Source organism: Bifidobacterium sp. LH_417 (assembly GCF_056357035.1).
The window spans coordinates 146,282-165,685 of sequence record NZ_JBKEVI010000001.1; the positions used below are offsets into that span (position 1 = coordinate 146,282).

The window sequence follows — 19,404 nt, forward strand, 5'->3', positions numbered from 1 at the left end:
CTTACATGGACCTCGCAACACGAATCGAACAGATGTTTGATTTTATGGTATCGTGGCAGTGTTGAGTTGTGGATATTCGAACGTTTGTTTGATGATGGGAGGTGGCGGTGATGCCGATGGCCGATGATTCCGGGCGGGGCCGCGTCTACCTCGCCATCGACCTCAAATCCTTCTATGCGTCCGTCGAATGTCATGCTCGTGGCCTCGACCCGTTGACGACGAATCTCGTCGTGGCCGACGAGACACGCACCGACAAGACGATCTGCCTCGCCGTGTCGCCGTCGCTCAAGGCGTACGGGCTGCCCGGCCGTCCGCGCCTGTTCGAGGCGAAGGAGCGGCTGCGTCGCGTGAACGCCGACCGCGCGCTCGCGGCCCCCGGCCGCCGGCTGATGGGGGAGTCGTGCGACGCGCGCGATCTGGAACGATCGCCGCGGCTCAAGGCGTCGATGATCATCGCCCCGCCGCGGATGGCGAGATACCTCGCCGTCAGCGGGAGCATCTACGGCATCTACCTCAGATACGCCGCCCCCGAGCACATCCACGTGTATTCGATCGACGAGGTCTTCATCGACGCCACGCCGTATCTCGCCGCGCTCGGCATGACCCCGCACGAGATGGCCATGACCATCGTGCGCGACATCCTGGGCGAGACCGGCATCACCGCGACGGCCGGCATCGGCACGAACCTGTACCTCGCGAAGGTCGCGATGGACATCGTCGCCAAGCATATGCCGGCGGATGCGGACGGCGTGCGCGTCGCCGAACTCGACGAGGCGTCGTACCGCCGCCTGCTGTGGGACCATCGCCCGCTCACCGACTTCTGGCGGGTCGGGCGCGGGTACGCGCGCAAACTCGAGAAGGCGGGGCTCATGACGATGGGCGACGTCGCGCGGTGCTCGGTGGGGCGCGCCTCCGACTACTACAACGAGGATCTGCTCTACCGCATGTTCGGCGTGAACGCGGAACTGCTCATCGACCACGCGTGGGGGTGGGAGCCGTGCACGATCGCCGACATCAAGTCGTATGAGCCGGACGCGCACAGCACCAGCATCGGCCAGGTGCTCACCGGACCGGCCGACTGGAGCACCGCGCGGCTCATCGCCAAGGAGATGGCCGATGCGCTCGCGTTGGACCTCGTCGGCAAAGGCGTGCGCACGAACCGGCTCACGCTCGTCGTCGGATACGACGTCGGCAGCCTCGACGCGGGCCTGCTGGACGATTGCGAGGCGCCGGAGACAAAACGTCTGGCGAGACGCGCCGCCGAGTCCTATCACGGCCCGGTGGCGGTCGACCATTACGGTCGCAAGGTACCCAAACCGTCGGCCGGTTCGATCGGATTGGGGGAGTTCACGTCCTCGTCGGCGCGCATCCGCGAGGCGATGACGCTGCTGTTCGAACGCATCGTGGACCCGAGGCTGCTGGTGCGCCGGCTCACCGTCGTCGCCGACGATCTCGCCACGGACGGGGAGCTCGCCGCCGGCAAACGCTATGAGCAGCCCGACCTGTTCGATGCGGATGCCGCGGCAGGCGGGGATGCCGGGGAATCCGATGCCGTCCGGCCCTGTGGCGATGCCGGCGGGGAATCCGACGCCGGGACCGACCGCGACGCGGTGGACCGCGCGCTGCTGGCGATCAAACGCCGGTTTGGGAAGAACGCGGTCGTCAAGGCCATGAACATGGAACCCGGCGCCACCGGCATCGAACGCAACAACCAGATCGGAGGACATCACCGTTAAGCGGACAACCCGGTGGGTTGTCCGTAGGTGATGTGCGAGCCGACAGGCGAGCCTGCGTATGCGGGTGCAGCCCGTCCTTACCGACAGGAGACCGAGCGCCATGGCATTGCATGAGACACACCGATACGACGACATCATCGATCTGCCACACCACGTGTCGCGACGGCATCCGCCGATGTCGCGGCACAAACGCGCGGCCCAGTTCATGCCGTTCGCCGCGTTGACCGGCTACGAGCAGGTCATCGAGGAGACCGCGCGCCGCGTCGAGGAGACCGTCGCCGCCCGCGACTCCCAGTTCGACCGCGACTTCGGCGCGTGACCATGGAACGGGTGCGGCTCATGCGGTCGCGGTCAAGCATCCGACCGTGGCTCGGCTGCGAACGGTGACGCGGTGTACTCTGTGTCGGCATCGGATCGGACGGGAAAGGAGGCGCGGGAATGACCGAGGCGGTCGTGATGCTCGCGTTCTGCGCGACGCTGTTCGTAAGCGTCGCGCAAGGCTGGTCGATCATCCCCGCGCTGCTGATCGGCATGGTGCTGTTCGTCGGATACGGGTTGGCGCGTGGCCGGAAGCTGTCCGCGATGACGCGCCGTGCCGCCGGCAGCATCCGCGCCGCCGGAATGATTCTCGTGACGTTCGCGCTGATCGGCATGCTGACCTCCCTGTGGCGGGCCAGCGGCACCATCGCGTTCATCGTCGCCCACGCCTCGTCCCTGATCCACGGCGTGACCGTACTGCCGCTGACGTTCCTCCTGTGCTCGGCGATGTCGATGCTGATTGGCTCGTCGTTCGCCAGCGCCGCGACCATGGGTACGATCTGCATGTCATTGGGCTTGTCGATGGGCGCCCATCCGGCGATGCTCGGCGGCGCGGTGCTCGCCGGCGTATACGTGGGGGATCGGTTCTCCCCGGTCTCCACCAGTGCGTTGCTCGTCGCGCAACTCACGCACACAAATCTGTTCTCCAACCTCGGGCGCATGCTGCGTACCGGAGCGGTGCCGTTCGCGTCGAGCTGCATCGTCTATGCGGTGGCCGCCGTGACCGGCATCATGTCCGGGGACGGAACGTCGTCGGCCGTCTCCGGAGGCGTCCCGATCGCCGGATTGTTCGCGAAGGCGTTCGACCTGCATTGGCTCACCGTGACGCCGGCGATCCTCGTGGTCGTCATGGCGTTGCTGCGTGTCGGCGTGCGGCTGACGATGCTGGCAAGCATCGCCGTATCCGCGGTGGTATGCGTCGGCGTGCAGCGCATGACCTGGCCGGAACTGCTGCGTCTCCTCGTTTCCGGATACCATGCCGTCGATCCACATGTCGGCGCGTTGCTCGACGGTGGGGGCATGATCTCCATGGTGAACGTGGCGGCGATCGTATGCATCTCCTCCGCCTACGCGGGCATCTTCGCCGAAACCCGCATGCTCGCCCGATTGCGGCATGCCATCGACGCGTTGGGCTTCCGCATCGGCGCGACCGGCGCGACCACGGCCGTCGCGGCAGGTGCCGCGGCGCTCTCCTGCAACCAGACCCTGACAATCATGCTCACCCACCAGCTCTGCACGGGACTGTACGGTGACGACGAGGCGGCGCGCGGCGCGTTTGCCGTCGACCTGGAGGATTCCGCCGTCGTCATCGCGCCGCTGGTACCCTGGTCGATCGCCGGCGCGGTGCCGTTGGCCACGATAGGCGCGCCCACCGTGAGCATCGCCGCCGCGACGTTCCTCTATCTCCTGCCGCTCACCCGGCTTCTGGCGTCGGCCATACGCAGGCATCGGCGTGCGACGGTTCCCACGGAATGCGGCGAGTCCGGAGAACTGCGGGATGATGACGCTATCATGGCATCCGTATGACGTGATGAGGATTTCCACGAAAGGACGATCGACGATGGGCATGAGAACGGGAACGATGTTGGCCACCATGATGCTGTGCGGTGCGCTCGCCATCGGACTGGGCGCATGCGGGTCGTCGAACGCCTCCGCCGCGAACGGATCGGCGAACGGCTCCGCGAGCAGCTCGCAGACCGACGGGGGCTCCTCCAAGAAGTCCGAACAGTCCGAACAGTCCAAACAGTCCGACAAGACGGATTCCTCCGATTCCTCCGATGCCTCGGCGTCGGCATCCGCCACTCCGGTCGACATCACCGGCACCTACGAGTTCTCTGATTTCGGCAAGGACTGCACGAAGGACTGCAAGATCACCGTCACCGTCAAGGACGGTATGATTTCCGCCGTCATGTCCGACGACTTCGGCAAGTACCCGTACTGGTACGGCACCGTCGATTCGGAGTCCATCGCGAAGACCGGCAAGTGGACGAGCAAGGCCGATTCGAAGTCCGCGCAAGGCAAGAAGGTCACCAAGTCGGAATTCGGCTCCGAGGACTCCACCAAGGTGTTCACCTACGACGCGAAGGCCAAAAGCATCAACTTCGATCTCAAGTTCTACGTGCGCGTCAACCACGTGAAGGCCAAGCTCATCGGCTGAGCCGCCGGCGTCGTGGTCGGCGAGCCGCGTCGATGACGAATCACCCGCCGATGAGCCCCGCCGCGGCGAACGCCTCGCGATAGACGGCGACGAGGTCGTCCAGCCGCATCGACGCGTTCGCCGGACTCGTCGACGGCAGCGGCGTCATCGGCACGTCGAGGCCGGCCGCGTCCAGTAGCGGCGCGATGAGACGCCGATACAGCTGCGCCGCCTTGCCGCCCGTCGTGAAGACATGCGCGATCGGCGCGTCGCGTAGGATCGGAACGATGTCGTTCGGCACCGCATTGCGGATGGTGGAATCGCTCGCCCCCGTGATGTCGCATGAGGCGATCACATCCCACAACGCCACGTGATGCCGCAACGCGAACGCGCGGCGCGAAGCGGGGGAGTCGCCCACACGGTCGGAGGGGTCGGAGGGATCCGCGAACAGCGCCTGAAGCACCGGCCAGAACCGGTTGCGCGGATGCATGTAGTAGAACGCCGCCTCCCGCGACTTCGGACTCGGCATCGACCCCAACACCAACATCCGCGACGAATCATCCCACACCGGCCCGAACCCATGCTCCACACGCACCATGCCGCCCATGATAATCGTGTCGCGTGTTGCTGATGCGTAGGGGACTTTGTTTAGTCGGCTTTGACGGCCTCACGGAGTGTGATTCGTTTACCCGTGGACCACCATGAGCCGGGCGAGACACGTCGAATCATCGGGGAGGATGACGCTCACGCCGCCCGAATACCCCTCGAACGGCAACGTGGCCTTGGGGCCATCTGTCGCCGCGCAGGTCAAGGTGTCCGTCGACAACTACGAGGTCGAGGACTGACGTCCCCCGGTTCATCGACCGAGCCGCAGACCTCATGGGAACACCAACGTAGTCTTGGTGAAAGGTTACGCTTTCATTATCTCGCGCCCAGTAGATGAACGAAGGAGACGTATACATGGGCAAGACCGTCAAAGTAATCATCGGCGTCGTGATTATCGTCGCATGCGTTGCGACGGGAGTGTTCGGACGCAGCATCATCGACGGGTTCCTCAACCCGCATCCGACGCTCACCAACACCGTGGTTGCCAAGCAACTGGAAAAGATCCAGGATCTGACCACGGCGAAGGAGACCGATTTCGGGTTTGAGAAATACGATGAGGGCGGTGTCGCGTTCATCAACAAGAAGTCGTTCACGATGTTCTACTCGTATGAGGCCCGTGCCGGCATCGACCTCGGCAAGGCCGACATCTCCGTCGATAATGAGAAGAAGACCATCGACATCACGCTGCCCGCGCCGACGATCCAGTCGGTGTCGGTCAATCCGGACACTTTGCAGTTCTTCGATCAGCAGTCGTCGATACTCAACTCTTCGGATGTCGGCGATGCGGCGACCGCGTTGCAGGACGCCAAGAAGAGCGCCGAGAAGAAGCTGAACAAGGGCGAGCTGCTGACCACCGCCAACGAGCAGGCCAAGGACGTCATCGAGCGTATGTATTCGCCGATCGCCGAGACGGATGGCTACACGGTGGACGTGACCACCACCGACCCGAAGTCGTGAATCGGGAACCGTAGATATGGAAAAGGGGAGACCTTCGGGTCTCCCCTTTTCCATACGGATGCTAGATCATCAGGCGGCGAAGTAGTCGACGCCGGCCTCGAAGATCGGCTGGTACTTGTCGCCGGGCACGTTCACGTACAGGCCGTTGCCGGAACGCTCCGAATGGCCCATCTTGCCGAACACGCGTCCGTCCGGGCTGGTGATGCCCTCGATGGCGAGCACCGAACCGTTCGGGTTGACGTCCAGGTCCATGCCGGGCACGCCAGCCTCGCTCACGTACTGCGTGGCGATCTGGCCGTTGGCCTTGAGGCGCGCGAGCGTCTCGTCGGAGGCGACGAAACGGCCCTCGCCGTGCGAGATCGCGACCGTGTGCACGTCGCCCACGGAGGTCTTCGCGAGCCACGGGGACAGGTCGGAGGCAACGCGCGTGCGCACGAGACGGCTCTGGTGGCGGCCGATCGTGTTGAACGTCAGCGTCGGGCAGGTCGCGTCCATGTCGACGATGTCGCCGAACGGCACCAGACCCAGCTTGATGAGCGCCTGGAAGCCGTTGCAGATGCCGAGCATGAGGCCGTCGCGGTTCTTCAGCAGGTCGCGCACCGCCTCGGTGACGGCGGGGGCGCGGAAGAACGCGGTGATGAACTTGGCGGAGCCGTCCGGCTCGTCGCCGCCCGAGAAGCCGCCCGGGATCATCACGATCTGGCTCTTGCCGATTTCCTCGACCAGCTTGGCGGTGGACTCGGCCACCGCGGCCGGCGTGAGGTTGTTGACGATCAGCGTGTGCGCCTCGGCGCCCGCGCGTTCGAACGCGGCGGCCGAATCGTACTCGCAGTTGTTGCCCGGGAACACGGGGATGATGACGCGTGGGCGCGCCACGCCGGAGCCGACGTACACGGTCTTCTTCACACCGGCCTCGGCCGCGTGGAAGTCGATGGTCTCGACGGTCTCGGTCTTCTCCGCGCCGTGGGAACGGTACGGGAACACGGATTCGATGCCGCCCTCCCACGCGTCCTGCGTGGCCGCGAGGCCCAGCGTCTCGCCGGCGGCCGTGAACTCGTAGGCCTCGGTGGTCACGCCGATCTCGCCGACCTCGACCAGGTTGGAAACGGCCGGGATCTTCTCGTTGTCCTTGAGCTCGACGATGAACGAGCCGTACGCCGGCTTGAACAGGTCGTCGAGCGCGATGCCGTCGTTGAGCGCGACGCCGATGCCGTTGCCCACGGTCATCTTGAACAGCGCCTCGGCGGTGCCGCCGTAGCCCGGCGTGGAGACGGCCAGCGCGGTGCCGAAGTCGGTGAGCTCTTCGACCAGGCCGAACGTGTCGAGCAGCGCGTCCTTGTCCGGCGTCAGGCCGTCGGCCAGGTAGCGCGGCGCGATGCGCACGATGCGGTGGCCGGCGCCCTTGAACTCGGGGGAGGTGGCGCGCTTCATGTTGCCCACGGCCACGGCGAAGGAGATCAGCGTCGGCGGCACGTCGAGGTCCTCGAACGAGCCGGACATGGAATCCTTGCCGCCGATCGCGCCGGCGCCGAGATCGATCTGCGCCATGAGCGCGCCGAGCACGGCGGCCATCGGCTTGCCCCAGCGTTCCGGCTCGTCGCGCAGCTTCTCGAAGTACTCCTGGAAGCTCAGGTACGCCTTCTCATGCTCGAAGCCGGCGGCGACCAGCTTGGCGAGCGATTCGACGACGGACAGGTAGGCGCCGGTGAACTGGTTCTTCTCCATGATGTACGGGTTGAAGCCCCACGCCATCGCGGAGGCGGTGGTGGTCTCGCCGAACACGGGGAGCTTGGCGACCATCGCCTCGTTCGGGGTGAGCTGCCTGACGCCGCCGAACGGCATGAGCACGGTGCCCGCGCCGATCGTCGAGTCGAAGCGCTCCGACAGGCCCTTGTTGGAGGCCACGTTGAGGTCGGTGACGAGCGCGTGCATGCGCTCGGCGAACGTGCCGGTCGTCCACGCGGCGGGCACCTCGTACGCCTGCTGCGCCTCGATGTGCACGGCCTGGTGCTTCGGCGCGCCGTTGGAGGCGAGGAACTCGCGGGTGAGGTTTACGATCTCGTCGCCGTTCCAGGTCATCACCATGCGCGGGTCCTCGGTCACGGTGGCGATTACCGTCGCCTCGAGGTTCTCCTCGCGCGCGTAGCCGAGGAATTCCTCGACGTCTTCGGCGGCGACGTCCACGGCCATGCGCTCCTGCGATTCGGAGATCGCCAGCTCGGTGCCGTCGAGACCCTCGTACTTCTTCGGGACGGTGTTGAGGTCCACGTACAGGCCGTCGGCCAGCTCGCCGACCGCCACGGACACGCCGCCCGCGCCGAAGTCGTTGCAGCGCTTGATGAGACGGCACGCGTCGCCGCGGCGGAACAGGCGCTGCAGCTTGCGCTCGACCGGCGCGTTGCCCTTCTGCACCTCGGCGCCGTCGAGTTCCAGCGATTCGACGTTGTGGGCCTTCGAGGCGCCCGTCGCGCCGCCGATGCCGTCGCGTCCGGTGCGTCCGCCGAGCAGGATGATCTTGTCGCCGGGGGCCGGGGTCTCGCGGCGCACGTGGTCGGCCGGGGTGGCGGCCACGACCGCGCCCACCTCCATGCGCTTGGCCACGTATCCCGGGTGGTAGATCTCGTCTACCTGGCCGGTGGCGAGGCCGATCTGGTTGCCGTAGGACGAGTAGCCGGCGGCCGCGGTGGTCACGAGCTTGCGCTGGGGGAGCTTGCCCTCCAGCGTCTCGGAGACCGGCACGGTCGGGTCGGCGGCGCCGGTCACGCGCATCGCTTGGTACACGTAGGAACGGCCCGACAGGGGGTCGCGGATGCAGCCGCCGATGCAGGTGGCGGCGCCGCCGAACGGCTCGATCTCGGTCGGGTGGTTGTGGGTCTCGTTCTTGAACAGGAACAGCCAGTCCTGCATCTCGCCGTCGACGTCCACCTTCACCTTGACGGTGCAGGCGTTGATCTCCTCGCTCTCGTCGAGACCGGTGAGGATGCCGTTCTTCTTGAGCCACTTCGCGCCGATCGTGCCCATGTCCATCAGGCACAGCGGCTTGCCTTCGCGGCCGAGCTCGCGGCGCAGTTCGAGGTAGCGCTCGAACGCGGCCTTCACGACCTCGTCGTCGATGGCGACGTCGGTCAGGATCGTGCCGAACGTCGTGTGACGGCAGTGGTCGGACCAGTAGGTGTCGATGACCTTGATCTCGGTGATCGTGGGTTCGCGGCCCGCCTCGGCGAAGTACTTCTGGCAGAACTCGAGATCCGCCAGGTCCATGGCGAGACCGCGCTCGTCGATGAACTTCTGGCCGGCTTCGGCGTCCATCTCGTTGAAGCCGGCGATGACCTCGACCTTGCCGGGCGTCGGCACGGCGGTCTTCAGCGTCTCCTTGACGTCGAGGGACGCTTCGCGCGCCTCGACCGGGTTGATGACGTAATGCTTGATCGCCTCGACGTCCGCCTCGGTCAGGTCGCCTTCGAGGGCGTACAGCTTCGCGGAGCGCACGGTGGGGCGCTCACCCTGCGAGATGAGCTGGATGCATTCGCTGGCGGAGTCGGCGCGCTGGTCGAACTGGCCGGGCAGGAACTCGGTGGCGAACACCTTCGCCGCGCCGAAGTCCGGCAGGTCGTTGGTCACGTCGTCCACCTGCGGCTCGCTGAACACGGTGGGAGTGGCCTGGGCGAACAGCTCGGCGCTGATGCCCTCCACGTCGTAGCGGTTCACGATGCGCACGGACTTGAGGCCGGCGATGCCGAGGATGGTCTTCAGCTCGCCTGCGAGCTGCTGCGCCTCGACGTCGAAGCCGGGCTTCTTCTCCACGTACACGCGGAAAACCATGAGGGTCCTTTCGTTATCAGGTTCTTAAACGGGCTGGGATGGGGAGTGATATGAATATGGCCCCCGCCGGCGGGGCTGTCCGCGAAGCGGACTGGGGGTGGTCTTCCGGTTCGTTCCCGGACAGCCACCCTCAGTCAGCCTGTGGCTGACAGCTCCCGCCGGCGGGAGCCAACGGTGTCACTCGGCGCGTTCGACGCCTTCGGCCTCGGCCAGCTTGACCAGACGGCCGTAGATCTCCTCGTACGCGGGGATGATGTTGCCCAGGTCGCGGCGGAAGAGGTCCTTGTCGAGGTGCTCGATCTTGCCGGACTTGTCCTTGAGGTCCCACAGGCGGCAGGTGTCCGGGGTGATCTCGTCGGCGAGCAGGATGGTGCCGTCGGAGGTCTTGCCCTCTTCGATCTTGAAGTCGACGAGCTGCACGTCGATCTTGGAGAAGATGTCCTTGAGCGCCTCGTTGACGGCGCGGGCGATGCGGGAGATCTCGGCGAGCTCCTCCTCGGTCACGAGGCCGAGCGCGATGAGGCCGTCGTCGTTGATGAACGGGTCGCCCAGATCGTCGGACTTCACGCAGAACTCGAGGATCGGCTTCTTGAGCGGGGTGCCCTCCTCGACGCCGTAGCGCTTCGCGAAGGAGCCGGCCGCGGTGTTGCGCATGATGATCTCGAGCGGGAACATGTCCATCTTCTTGACCAGCTGCTCGGTGTCGGAAATGCGCTTGATGAAGTGGCTGTCCACTCCACGGGCCTTGAGCAGGTCGAAGATGACGGAGGTGATGTGGTTGTTCAGGTTGCCCTTACCGGCGATCTGCTCCTTCTTCTCGCCGTTGAAGGCGGTCGCCTGGTTCATGTATTCGACCCAGAGCACATCGGGGTCGTCGGTTGCATACATCTTCTTGGCCTTGCCCTTGTAGAGCATTTCCAGTTTTTCCATTATCGCCTTCCAAATAGTGCTTGTGAAGCGGAATTTCTGGGTGAACTAACGGTAAAAAGGGTAGCAATCGCCGGTGACACGTCAAAGCGTGTCGTGGCGGGGTTCCGGCGCTGTCCGCCGTCTCATGCGAGCAGCGTTTCGGCCGTCGACTGGTCGGTGACGAGCGCCGAGATGAATCCGCCGACCAGACACGCGCGGATGGCCGGCGCCTTGACCGGTCCCCACGCCACGCCGATGACCAGCGGGATGCGTTTGAGCCGTTCGATGTCGACGGAGATCGTGCGGTCGCATAGGTCGGTCCTCACATGCCGTCCGTCGGCGTCGATGTGATGCCCGCAGATGTGCCCCACCACGCCGGCGCGGTGCAGTTGCGCCGCCTTGCGTTGGTCGATGTACGCGTCGAAGATATGCCCGGAGCGTTCGGTCGTGACCGCGCCCACGCCGACGATCGCCACGTCGGCGCCGCCGCCGAGCGCCAGCGTCGTCGCGATCTGCGGCTCCTTGCGCATCGCGTCCGCCAGCGCCGCGTTGGACAGGATCATCGGCACCGGCAGGATGGTGAACGATCCGCCGATGCGTTGGGCGAGCATACGGCAGATGTCGGGGGAGTCGGTCATCGGATTGTTCGGGCTCAGCGAGCCGATCATCTGCGCCACGTTCGATTTCGGCCAGTCGCATACTGGTATCTCGCGCACGGTGGCGGCCACCGCATTGCCGTTCGACACCGTGATCAGCGAGTCCGGCGCGCACGTCTCGGCGAACAGCGCCGCAGCGTAGCGCGGGATAATCGTGCGGGGGTCCTCGTCGGGCCGGACCTCGGCCACGCGCGCATGCTTGAGGCCGTACTTGCGTTTCAGTCCGTCCTCCAAGGCCCGCATGCGTTCGAGCGTGTGCCCGATGGTGATGTGCACGACTCCCGATTCCCGCGCCTCCTTGAGCAGGCGCGAGACGGTCGGCCGGGAGTATCCGATCTCCTTGGCGATCTCGGATTGCGTGCGGTCGTCCAGGTAGTAGGCGCGGGCCACCTTGAGCATGAGATCGATGTGCCGCCGCGACGTCTCCGTCGCAAGCAAAGTGTCGTCGGTGAACATATGTTCATCATAGCTTGTTATCCGCGGTTTTCTCAACGGGTTTTCGTGAATCCTATTTGTTGAATTTTCTAGGTTTTTCTGTTGGTTGCATCGCTGAACCGTTGTGCTGGTGAACATCGGTTCATCGACGCTCTGGAATCCTCGGCGTGTCGCACGTAGATTGATAACCGTCAACCAAGCCGAGGGGACGATCCCAAGGCGGGAACCCGATACCTCACAGCAGCAGGTACGAGCACAACACAAGACAAAGGAGTACAACCATGGCATTCGCACGTACGATCTTCGGCGACGTCGACCCCAGCACCCTCGGTGTGGTGGACTGCCACGACCATCTGATCCGCGTCGGCGCGGGCGAGGTCTACATCGACGGCGACCACCAGCTCGATTCCGTCGAGAAGGCCATCGAGGAGGGCGGCTACTTCGCCGAGGCGTCCAAGAAGTGGAGCCCCAACGGCGGCACCGTCGTCGACATGTGCCCGATCAACTGCGGCCGCGACCTCAACAAGCTCGCCGAAGTGACCAAGGCCGTCGACGGCCTGCAGGTCATCGCCGCCACCGGCTTCCACCGCGAGCACGTCTACCTGGAGACCCAGTCCCACTGGATCAACCGCTACGACGTGGACGAGGTCGCCGAGCTGGTCATCGCCGACATTCGCGAAGGCATCGACAAGAACGACTACTCCGGCCCGATCGTCGAGCGCACCCCGTACAAGGCCGGCGTCATCAAGGTCGGCACCGCGTACGGCAAGATCACCAAGTTCGAGCGCAAGTGCATGGAGGCCGCCGCCATCGCCGCCATCGAGACCGGCTGCCCGATCAACACGCACACCACCTACGGCACCTGCGGTCTCGAGCAGGCCGAGGGCTTCCTCGAGCTGGGCGTGCCGGCCAACCAGATCGCCATCGGCCACATCCAGCGCAACGCCGACGTGTACTACCTCGAGCAGATTCTCAAGCTCGGCGTCTACCTCGAGATCGACGGCACCAACCGCATCAAGTACCAGCCGGACTCCAACCGCATGATGGAGCTGAAGGCCTTCTACGAGGACGGCTTCGCCGACCGCATCCTGCTCGGCACCGATTCCGGCAAGCGCGGCTACCAGAAGGCGTACGGCGCGACCTCCGGCGTCGACTACAACCCGGCCGTCGACGGCCCGCGCATGGTCGACGAGGGCTTCGACCGCGAGTACATCGACAAGCTGCTCATGAAGAACGCCCAGGAGTTCTTCACCTTCAAGAAGGAAGGCTGATCCGCCATGACCGACGCAACCGCCACCCCCACGCTCGCCCAGCCCCGACTGCAGATCGCCCTCGACACCACCGACATGCCGAGCGCCCTGCGCCCGCTCAACCGGGCCATCAGCCAGATCGACGTCATCGAATGCGGCACCATCCTCATTATCGCCGAAGGCCTCAAGGCCGTGCGTGAGATCCGTGCCCTCTACCCGGACAAGACGATTCTCGCCGACGTGCGCATCGCCGAAGCCGGCGCGCTCATCGCCCGCAACTGCTTCGAGGCGGGCGCGAACTGGGTGTCCGTCGTGGCCGGTGCCTCGCTGACCACCGTCGAGCAGGTCGTCAAGGTCGCCAATGAATACGGCGGCGAGGTGCAGATCGAGCTCGGCGAGGACTACGATGCCGACAAGGCCCGCAAGTGGAAGGAACTCGGCGCCAAGCACGTCATCGTCCACCGTTCGCGCGACGCCGAGGTCGCCGGCACCCTCACGTGGGGGCCGAACGACGTCGAACGCATCAAGGAGCTGCACGCCATGGGCTTCACCGTCACCGTCACCGGCGGCGTGAACGTCAAGGACATCCCGTTCTTCAAGGGCGCGCCGGTCGGCGTGATCATCTCCGGACGAGGCATCGTCAAGGCCGATGACCCGCTCGCCGCCGCCACCGAGCTCAAGAACACCATCAACGAGGTGTGGCCCGTCTGACCGGCGTGAGCTGCCCTTTCCCTACCGAGAAGTCAAAGAAAGGGACATCCCCCTAGCCCGGGGATGTCCCTTACCTGAAAACTCCCGAAACATTCCGATCCCAAGAATTTCCCATCACGATTATAGCCACAAGGAAGTGCGTCATGACCGCAAAAGCCACCGCAAACGCCGACAAGTCCCCCAAGTACGACCTCTCCACCATCGGCGAAGGCCAGATCCGATTCACCGTTGACCGCGGCGAACGACTGATGTTCACCCGCTCCGTCCACATGAACCCCGCCTGCTCCGAGGCCAACGTCGCGGGACTCCTCTCCCAGCTCGGCCGCGAGACCCTGTGGACCAGCTCCCTGCCCGAAGGCGACCTCGGCGACTACATCCTGGCCGAATACCGTTCCGTCGGCGTGCACATGGACACGATGGTCCGACGCCCCGGCGGCCGTACCGCCCTGTACTTCATGGAGCCCGGCGAATACCCGATGCCCGCCAACGTCATCTACGACCGCGAATGGACCACCTTCCGCGCAACCGGCATCGACGACTACGATTGGGACGAGATTCTCAACGCCAAGGTCATCTTCCTGACCGGCATCACCGCGGCCCTGACCGACACCACCGCCGAAGTCGTGCGCTACGCCGCCGAAGAGGCCGTCAGGCGCGGCGTCGAGGTCATTCTCGACGTGAACTTCCGCCGCAAGTTGTGGAGCGGCGAGAAGGCGCGCGAGGTCCTGACCCCCATCGCCGAGAAGGCGAGCGTCCTGTTCTGCTCCATCGCCGACGCGGAGAAGGTGTTCGGCATCACCGGCACCCCCGAGGAGGTCACCGCCGAACTGCAGAACCGCTTCGGCTGCAAGTACATCGTCTCCACCAACCACACCGACGGCCCCTACCTGCGCGGCCGCGAGGGCTTCTACCCCTACCGCACCACCCCGGTGAGCGTCATCGACCGTCCGGGCGCCGGCGACTCCTTCGTCTCCGCTACCATTCACGGCTACCTGTCCGGCAACATCCGCGAAGGCGTCAAGTGGGGACAGTACGCCTCCAAGGTCGCGCTCACCCACAAGGGCGACCTGACCCGCGTGCGTCCCGGCGAACTGGACATCCCGCTCGGCACCGACATCGACCGCTGATCCGCGGGAGGAAACGAACGACATGACCTCCGCGCCCATCACCGCATACGAGCAGATCGACTCGCGCCCGCTCACCGGGCACCAGAAAAGTCTCGTCGCGCTCGCCGTCGTCGGCAACATCGCCGAATTCTTCGACATCTTCATGGTCGGCTTCGTCATCGCCCTGCTGACCGGAGCCTGGAACCTCACCGGCGTCCAGGCTGGCGTCATCACCTCTTGCACCGGATTGGGCACCGTGGCCGGCTCCATCCTGTGGGGACGTATGTCCGACCGCATCGGCCGCCGCGGGTCCTTCCGATGCTGCGTGATCTTCTTCCTCGTGTTCACCGTCCTCACGCTGCTCATCCCCGACGGCGCATGGTATCTGTACGCCATCTGTCGCGTCGGCGTCGGCATGGGCGTCGGCGGTCTCAACATCACCTCCATCCCGTACGTGCAGGAGTTCGTGCCGTCCAAGCAGCGCGGACTGCTCACCGGACTGGCCTCCGTGTTCATCCCGATGGGATTGCTGCTCGGCTCGGTATGCCAGCGCATCGTCGGTGACAACTGGCGCGTGCTGGTCTCGTTGAGCCTGGTGTCCGCGCTGCTGCTCATCTGGATCCACTTCGTGCCCGAGTCGCCGCGCTTCCACCTGCTGCACGGCGATGCCGGTAAGGCCCGCAAGTCGCTCGCCTGGGCGATGGAGATCCCCGAGGGCGAGGTCGGCGCGCTGCCCGAGATCAAGGTCGAGCGCAAGGCCTCCTACGGCGAGCTGTTCTCCCACCATCTGCGCCCGCTCGTCATCGTCTCCCTCGGATCGTTCTGCTTCATCCTCGGCAGCTTCGCCATCCAGTCGTGGGGCCAGACCCTGCTCAAGGACGGATTCGGCTTCGACACCGAGATGGTCGCCTACCTGTTCATGGGCGTGGCCGTGGCCGACTGCATCGGACGCTTCGGTTCCGCGTGGCTCGCCGACCGCATCGGCCGCCGCTGGACGATGTTCATGTACGGCATGATCGGTGCCGCCGCCTGCTTCGCCGCCGCTCTGTTCCACGACTCCGGCTGGGTGTTCTACGTCGAGGTGCTCGTCATCATGATGTTCGCCGACGGCGTGTTCGGCATCATCAACGCCTTCGGCTCCGAACAGTTCTCCAACGACGTGCGTTCCACCGGCATCGGCCTCGGCTACGGTCTCGGCGCGATCGCGAAGATCGTCGGCCCCTCCTTGATGGGCGTGCTCGTCGGCGGCAGCGCCGTCTCGCAGAACATCAGTCTCGGCGTGATCACCACCGCGTTCACCTTCTTCGGCTGCTGTCTCGTCGTCGGCGCGATCGTCTACCTGTTCGCCCGCGAGACCAAGGGCAAGAACCTCGAATCCCTGTGACGGGCTCCCCGCCGATTCCAGATCCGTCATATCCGACGGTATCCGTCATATCCAACCGCACATCTACGAATCATTCCCGTAAGGACTCATCATGACAGTCAATGCCGTAGGCATCTACGAAAAGGCCCTGCCCACCGGGCTTACCTGGGAGGAGACCTTCGATCTCGTCCACGATCTGGGCTTCAACTTCCTCGAATTCTCCATCGATGAAAGCGACGAGCGCCTCGCCCGCCTCGACTGGACCGACAAGGAGCGCGCCGACTTCCGCAACGCGATGTGGAGGACCGGCAGCCGCATCAACACCCTGATGCTCTCCGGACACCGCCGCTTCCCGCTCGGATCGGCCGACCCAGCCGTCCGCGCCAAGGCGCTCGACATGATGGCCAAGGCCATCGACCTCGCCGTCGACCTCGGCGTGCGCAACATCCAGATGGCCGGCTACGACGTCTACTACGAGCCGAAAACCGAATCGAGCCGCGAATGGTTCATCGAGAACCTGCGCACCTGCGTCGAGATGGCCGCCAAGAAGATGGTGATGCTCTCCATCGAGACGATGGACGACCCGTTCCTCAACTCGCTGAGCAAGGTCGACTACCTCAAGACCCAGATTCACAGCCCGTTCCTGCAGGCGTACCCGGACGTCGGCAACCTCACCGCATGGCCCGAGAACGACGTGGCGCACGAGATCGAATCGAACATCGACAACATCGTCGCAGTGCACCTGAAGGACACCAAGCCGGTCACCGCCGACTTCCCCGGACAGTTCAAGGAGGTGCCGTTCGGCGACGGCACCGTCGACTTCGAGGCCGTGCTGCGACTGTTCAACCGTCTCGGATACAACGGCAGCTACACGGTGGAGATGTGGACGTCCAAGGCCGCCGACCCGATCGCCGAGGTTAAGGCCGCCAAGGCCTACTTCGACGGTCTGTTCGACCGGATCGGCATCACCCAGGAGCCTATCCTCCGACGCGCCGCCTGACCCATACCCAACAATCGAAAGGAAAATCCAATCATGGTTACTTTGGCTGATTACGGTCCCGAGGTGCGTGCCGAGGTCAAGCAGGTGCGTGAGGTCGTCGCGAGCCTGCATGAGCAGCTGATCAAGTGGAACCTGGTCGTGTGGACCGCGGGCAACGTGTCGCAGCGTCTGCACACCGCGGATCTGATGGCCATCAAGCCGTCGGGCCTGCGTTACGAGTACCTGACCCCGAGCTCGATGGTCGTGTGCGATCTGGACGGCAACGTGGTCGACGGTTCCGAGGCGCCGAGCTCGGACACCGCGTCGCACGCGTACATCTACCGTCACATGCCGGACGTGTACGGCGTGGTGCACACGCATTCGACGTATGCGACCGCGTGGGCGGCGACGGGCCAGAACATCCCGTGCGGTCTGACGATGATGGGCGACGAGTTCGGCGGCCCGGTGCCGGTGGGTCCGTTCCGTCTGATCGGCTCCGAGGCGATCGGCGAGGGCGTCGTGGAGACGTTGAAGAAGTATCCGAAGTCGCCGGCGGTGCTCATGCAGAACCATGGTCCGTTCACGATCGGCAAGGACGCTGAGGGCGCGGTGAAGGCCGCGGCGATGACCGAGGAGGTCGCGCACACGATGTGGGCGGCCCGCCAGCTGGGCGATATCATCCCGATTCCGCAGGAGGACATCGACAAGCTCAACGACCGCTACCAGAACGTCTACGGCCAGCACTGATCCGGCGGAGTGTCCGCGGCGTTGCTCCTCGGTCGGCGTACCTGTTGCGCTTCGCGCAACCGTCGCGGCAAGCCGCTCCCCTCGCCTATGGACAGTCCACTGGGCTGTCCATTAGACGGCTCGGCGCCTTCCCTCGGTGCGCCTTGTGGACACACGCCAGATAAGTGCTGACTGCGCCAGCGGTGATATGCACTAATTCGTCTTCCATGGAAAATGTGTGCGGATTGACGGGACATCAAACGCGCCTCCCCAACATTAAAAACGCCGGAATCTCAACGATTCCGGCGTTTTCGTCTATGTGCGTTTCCGTGCTATCGGCATGCACAAGTCATGGGCAAGGCCGATTCAGTGCACACGGCGTCGCGCGTCAGCGCACCTCGATGTCGAGCGCATCCGCCACACGGCCCGCCCGCGCCCTCGCATCGGCCTCGTTTTTGCCGGTCGCCAGCGCGACGGCCATGCGGCGATGACCGTGCACCTCCGGCTTGGCGAAGACGCGCAGGTCGGTGCCGGGCTCGGCGAGCGCGCCCGCCAGATTCGAGAATTCCGCCTCGCCGTCGCCCGCGACCACGATCGCATGGCTGGCCGCGACGGAGCCTTCCGGCAGCGACAGCGCGACATGCCCCGCCGTGACCGGCAGGCCGAGGATCGCGCGCGCGTGCAGCGCGAACTCGCTCAGGCGCTGCGAGGCCATCGTCACCATGCCCGTGTCGTGCGGGCGCGGCGAGACCTCGTTGAACAGGACCGAACCGTCGGTCAGTACGAACAGTTCCACGCCGAACACGCCCCAGCCGGTCTCGCCGCTCGCCTGCGCCTTCGCAACCAGTCCCTCGACGGCCGTGCGCGCGATGAGACCGGCCTGCGCGAGCACCTCCTCGGACGAGGTCGCCGGCTGCCAGGACTCGCGGTAGTCGCCTGACTCCTGACGCTGCCCGATCGGCGCGCACGTCACGATGCCGGCGCTCGACGAGACCGTCAGCACGGTCAGCTCGTAGTCGAGCGGCGCCAACGCCTCGACGATCACGCGCGACACGTCGCCCTCGCCGGCGGCGCGGCGACCCTCCTGCGCCTCCGTCCACGCGGCGTCGATCGCGTCGGCGGAACGCACGACGGACTGGCCGTGACCGGACGAGCTCATCACCGGCTTGACGACGCACGGGTAGCCGACCTCATCCGCGCCGGCACGCAGCTCCTCCAAGGAACCCGCGAAACGGTACGGCGTGGTCGGCAGTCCCAGTTCCTCATGCGCGATGACGCGCAGACGCTCGCGGTCCATGCAGATCGCCGCGATCTCGGCGCTCGGCACCACCTGCACGCCACGTGCGGCCGCGTCGGCCAGCTCGGCCGTGGCGATTGCCTCCACCTCGGGCACGACGATGTCCGGCCTGACCTCATCGAACAGGGCCTTGAGCTCGTCGGCGTTCGCCATGTCGAGCACGCGCGCCTCATGCGCCACCTGCTGGGCCGGCGCACCCGCGTAGGAGTCCGCGGCGCACACCCACGCGCCCAGACGCATCAGTTCGATCGTCACCTCCTTGCCGAGCTCGCCCGAGCCGAGGAACAGCACGCGCGTCGGATGCACGCCCAGCGGCGTGCCCAGCACGCGGCCGGAAGCGGGGGAGTGGGAATCGGACAGGGAATCAGGGGAAACATTCACGCTATCGGTCATGCG

The 19,404-nt window shown here is 65.3% G+C and carries 16 protein-coding genes; 11 read left to right on the forward strand and 5 right to left on the reverse strand.

All coding sequences use genetic code 11. The features are described 5' to 3' along the window. The first annotated feature begins 116 nt into the window (after positions 1 to 116). The 4 genes from AC1AYR_RS00555 (at position 117) to AC1AYR_RS00570 (ending at position 4,212) form a co-directional block, all read left to right on the forward strand. Positions 117 to 1,736: a Y-family DNA polymerase gene (locus AC1AYR_RS00555; protein ID WP_101622121.1), complete on the forward strand. Its 1,620-nt coding sequence runs from the start codon at positions 117 to 119 to the stop codon at positions 1,734 to 1,736. A gap of 100 nt (positions 1,737 to 1,836) precedes the next feature. Next, positions 1,837 to 2,055 carry a hypothetical protein gene (locus AC1AYR_RS00560; protein WP_101622064.1) on the forward strand — a complete coding sequence of 73 codons (219 nt, stop codon included), beginning with the start codon at positions 1,837 to 1,839 and terminating at the stop codon, positions 2,053 to 2,055. Positions 2,056 to 2,174: 119 nt separating this feature from the next. After that, positions 2,175 to 3,581, forward strand: a complete 1,407-nt coding sequence (locus AC1AYR_RS00565) for a Na+/H+ antiporter NhaC family protein (RefSeq protein ID WP_101622065.1) — start codon at positions 2,175 to 2,177, stop codon at positions 3,579 to 3,581. Between the two features lie 55 nt (positions 3,582 to 3,636). Further along, a complete protein-coding gene (locus tag AC1AYR_RS00570) occupies positions 3,637 to 4,212 on the forward strand; it encodes a hypothetical protein (protein ID WP_476544519.1) in 576 nt (191 codons plus the stop codon). A 40-nt stretch (positions 4,213 to 4,252) separates the two neighbouring features. On the opposite strand, the gene AC1AYR_RS00575 is transcribed toward AC1AYR_RS00570, so the two are convergent. Beyond that, the gene (locus AC1AYR_RS00575) at positions 4,253 to 4,789 is read right to left on the reverse strand and encodes a DNA-deoxyinosine glycosylase (RefSeq protein ID WP_101622122.1); all 537 of its coding nucleotides are present in this window, start codon (positions 4,787 to 4,789) and stop codon (positions 4,253 to 4,255) included. A 362-nt stretch (positions 4,790 to 5,151) separates the two neighbouring features. Here AC1AYR_RS00575 and AC1AYR_RS00580 point away from each other — a divergent pair, with 362 nt between their 5' ends. Then, the gene (locus AC1AYR_RS00580; RefSeq protein WP_243394323.1) at positions 5,152 to 5,754 is read left to right on the forward strand and encodes a DUF4230 domain-containing protein; all 603 of its coding nucleotides are present in this window, start codon (positions 5,152 to 5,154) and stop codon (positions 5,752 to 5,754) included. Positions 5,755 to 5,823: 69 nt separating this feature from the next. Here AC1AYR_RS00580 and AC1AYR_RS00585 read toward each other — a convergent pair whose 3' ends face one another. The 3 genes from AC1AYR_RS00585 to AC1AYR_RS00595 all read right to left on the reverse strand — a co-directional run bounded on the left by AC1AYR_RS00585 (position 5,824) and on the right by AC1AYR_RS00595 (position 11,597). Beyond that, complete coding sequence (locus AC1AYR_RS00585) at positions 5,824 to 9,576, reverse strand: phosphoribosylformylglycinamidine synthase (RefSeq protein WP_476511099.1); 3,753 nt, start codon at positions 9,574 to 9,576, stop codon at positions 5,824 to 5,826. Positions 9,577 to 9,753: 177 nt separating this feature from the next. Continuing rightward, positions 9,754 to 10,506 (reverse strand): phosphoribosylaminoimidazolesuccinocarboxamide synthase, encoded by a 753-nt coding sequence (gene purC, locus AC1AYR_RS00590; protein ID WP_476511098.1) that lies wholly within the window; start codon positions 10,504 to 10,506, stop codon positions 9,754 to 9,756. Positions 10,507 to 10,628: 122 nt separating this feature from the next. Beyond that, positions 10,629 to 11,597: a sugar-binding transcriptional regulator gene (locus AC1AYR_RS00595; RefSeq protein WP_476511097.1), complete on the reverse strand. Its 969-nt coding sequence runs from the start codon at positions 11,595 to 11,597 to the stop codon at positions 10,629 to 10,631. 260 nt (positions 11,598 to 11,857) lie between these two features. Between AC1AYR_RS00595 and AC1AYR_RS00600 the strand changes: the two genes are divergently transcribed. The 6 genes from AC1AYR_RS00600 (at position 11,858) to AC1AYR_RS00625 (ending at position 17,732) form a co-directional block, all read left to right on the forward strand. Then, on the forward strand, positions 11,858 to 12,847 hold the full coding sequence (locus tag AC1AYR_RS00600) for a phosphotriesterase family protein (protein WP_476511096.1): 990 nt from the start codon (positions 11,858 to 11,860) through the stop codon (positions 12,845 to 12,847). A gap of 6 nt (positions 12,848 to 12,853) precedes the next feature. Beyond that, the gene (locus AC1AYR_RS00605) at positions 12,854 to 13,537 is read left to right on the forward strand and encodes a 3-keto-L-gulonate-6-phosphate decarboxylase UlaD (protein ID WP_476511095.1); all 684 of its coding nucleotides are present in this window, start codon (positions 12,854 to 12,856) and stop codon (positions 13,535 to 13,537) included. Between the two features lie 143 nt (positions 13,538 to 13,680). Further along, positions 13,681 to 14,664, forward strand: coding sequence for a sugar kinase (locus AC1AYR_RS00610; RefSeq protein WP_476511094.1), 984 nt, complete (start codon positions 13,681 to 13,683; stop codon positions 14,662 to 14,664). Positions 14,665 to 14,686: 22 nt separating this feature from the next. Further along, the gene (locus AC1AYR_RS00615; RefSeq protein WP_476511093.1) at positions 14,687 to 16,027 is read left to right on the forward strand and encodes an MFS transporter; all 1,341 of its coding nucleotides are present in this window, start codon (positions 14,687 to 14,689) and stop codon (positions 16,025 to 16,027) included. Positions 16,028 to 16,118: 91 nt separating this feature from the next. Then, positions 16,119 to 17,006, forward strand: coding sequence for an L-ribulose-5-phosphate 3-epimerase (locus AC1AYR_RS00620; protein WP_476511092.1), 888 nt, complete (start codon positions 16,119 to 16,121; stop codon positions 17,004 to 17,006). Between the two features lie 33 nt (positions 17,007 to 17,039). Then, positions 17,040 to 17,732, forward strand: a complete 693-nt coding sequence (locus AC1AYR_RS00625; protein WP_476511091.1) for an L-ribulose-5-phosphate 4-epimerase — start codon at positions 17,040 to 17,042, stop codon at positions 17,730 to 17,732. A 367-nt stretch (positions 17,733 to 18,099) separates the two neighbouring features. Here the strand turns inward: AC1AYR_RS00625 and purT are convergent, their stop codons facing one another. After that, on the reverse strand, positions 18,100 to 19,401 hold the full coding sequence (gene purT / locus AC1AYR_RS00630; protein ID WP_476511090.1) for a formate-dependent phosphoribosylglycinamide formyltransferase: 1,302 nt from the start codon (positions 19,399 to 19,401) through the stop codon (positions 18,100 to 18,102). Between the last annotated feature and the right edge of the window lie 3 nt (positions 19,402 to 19,404).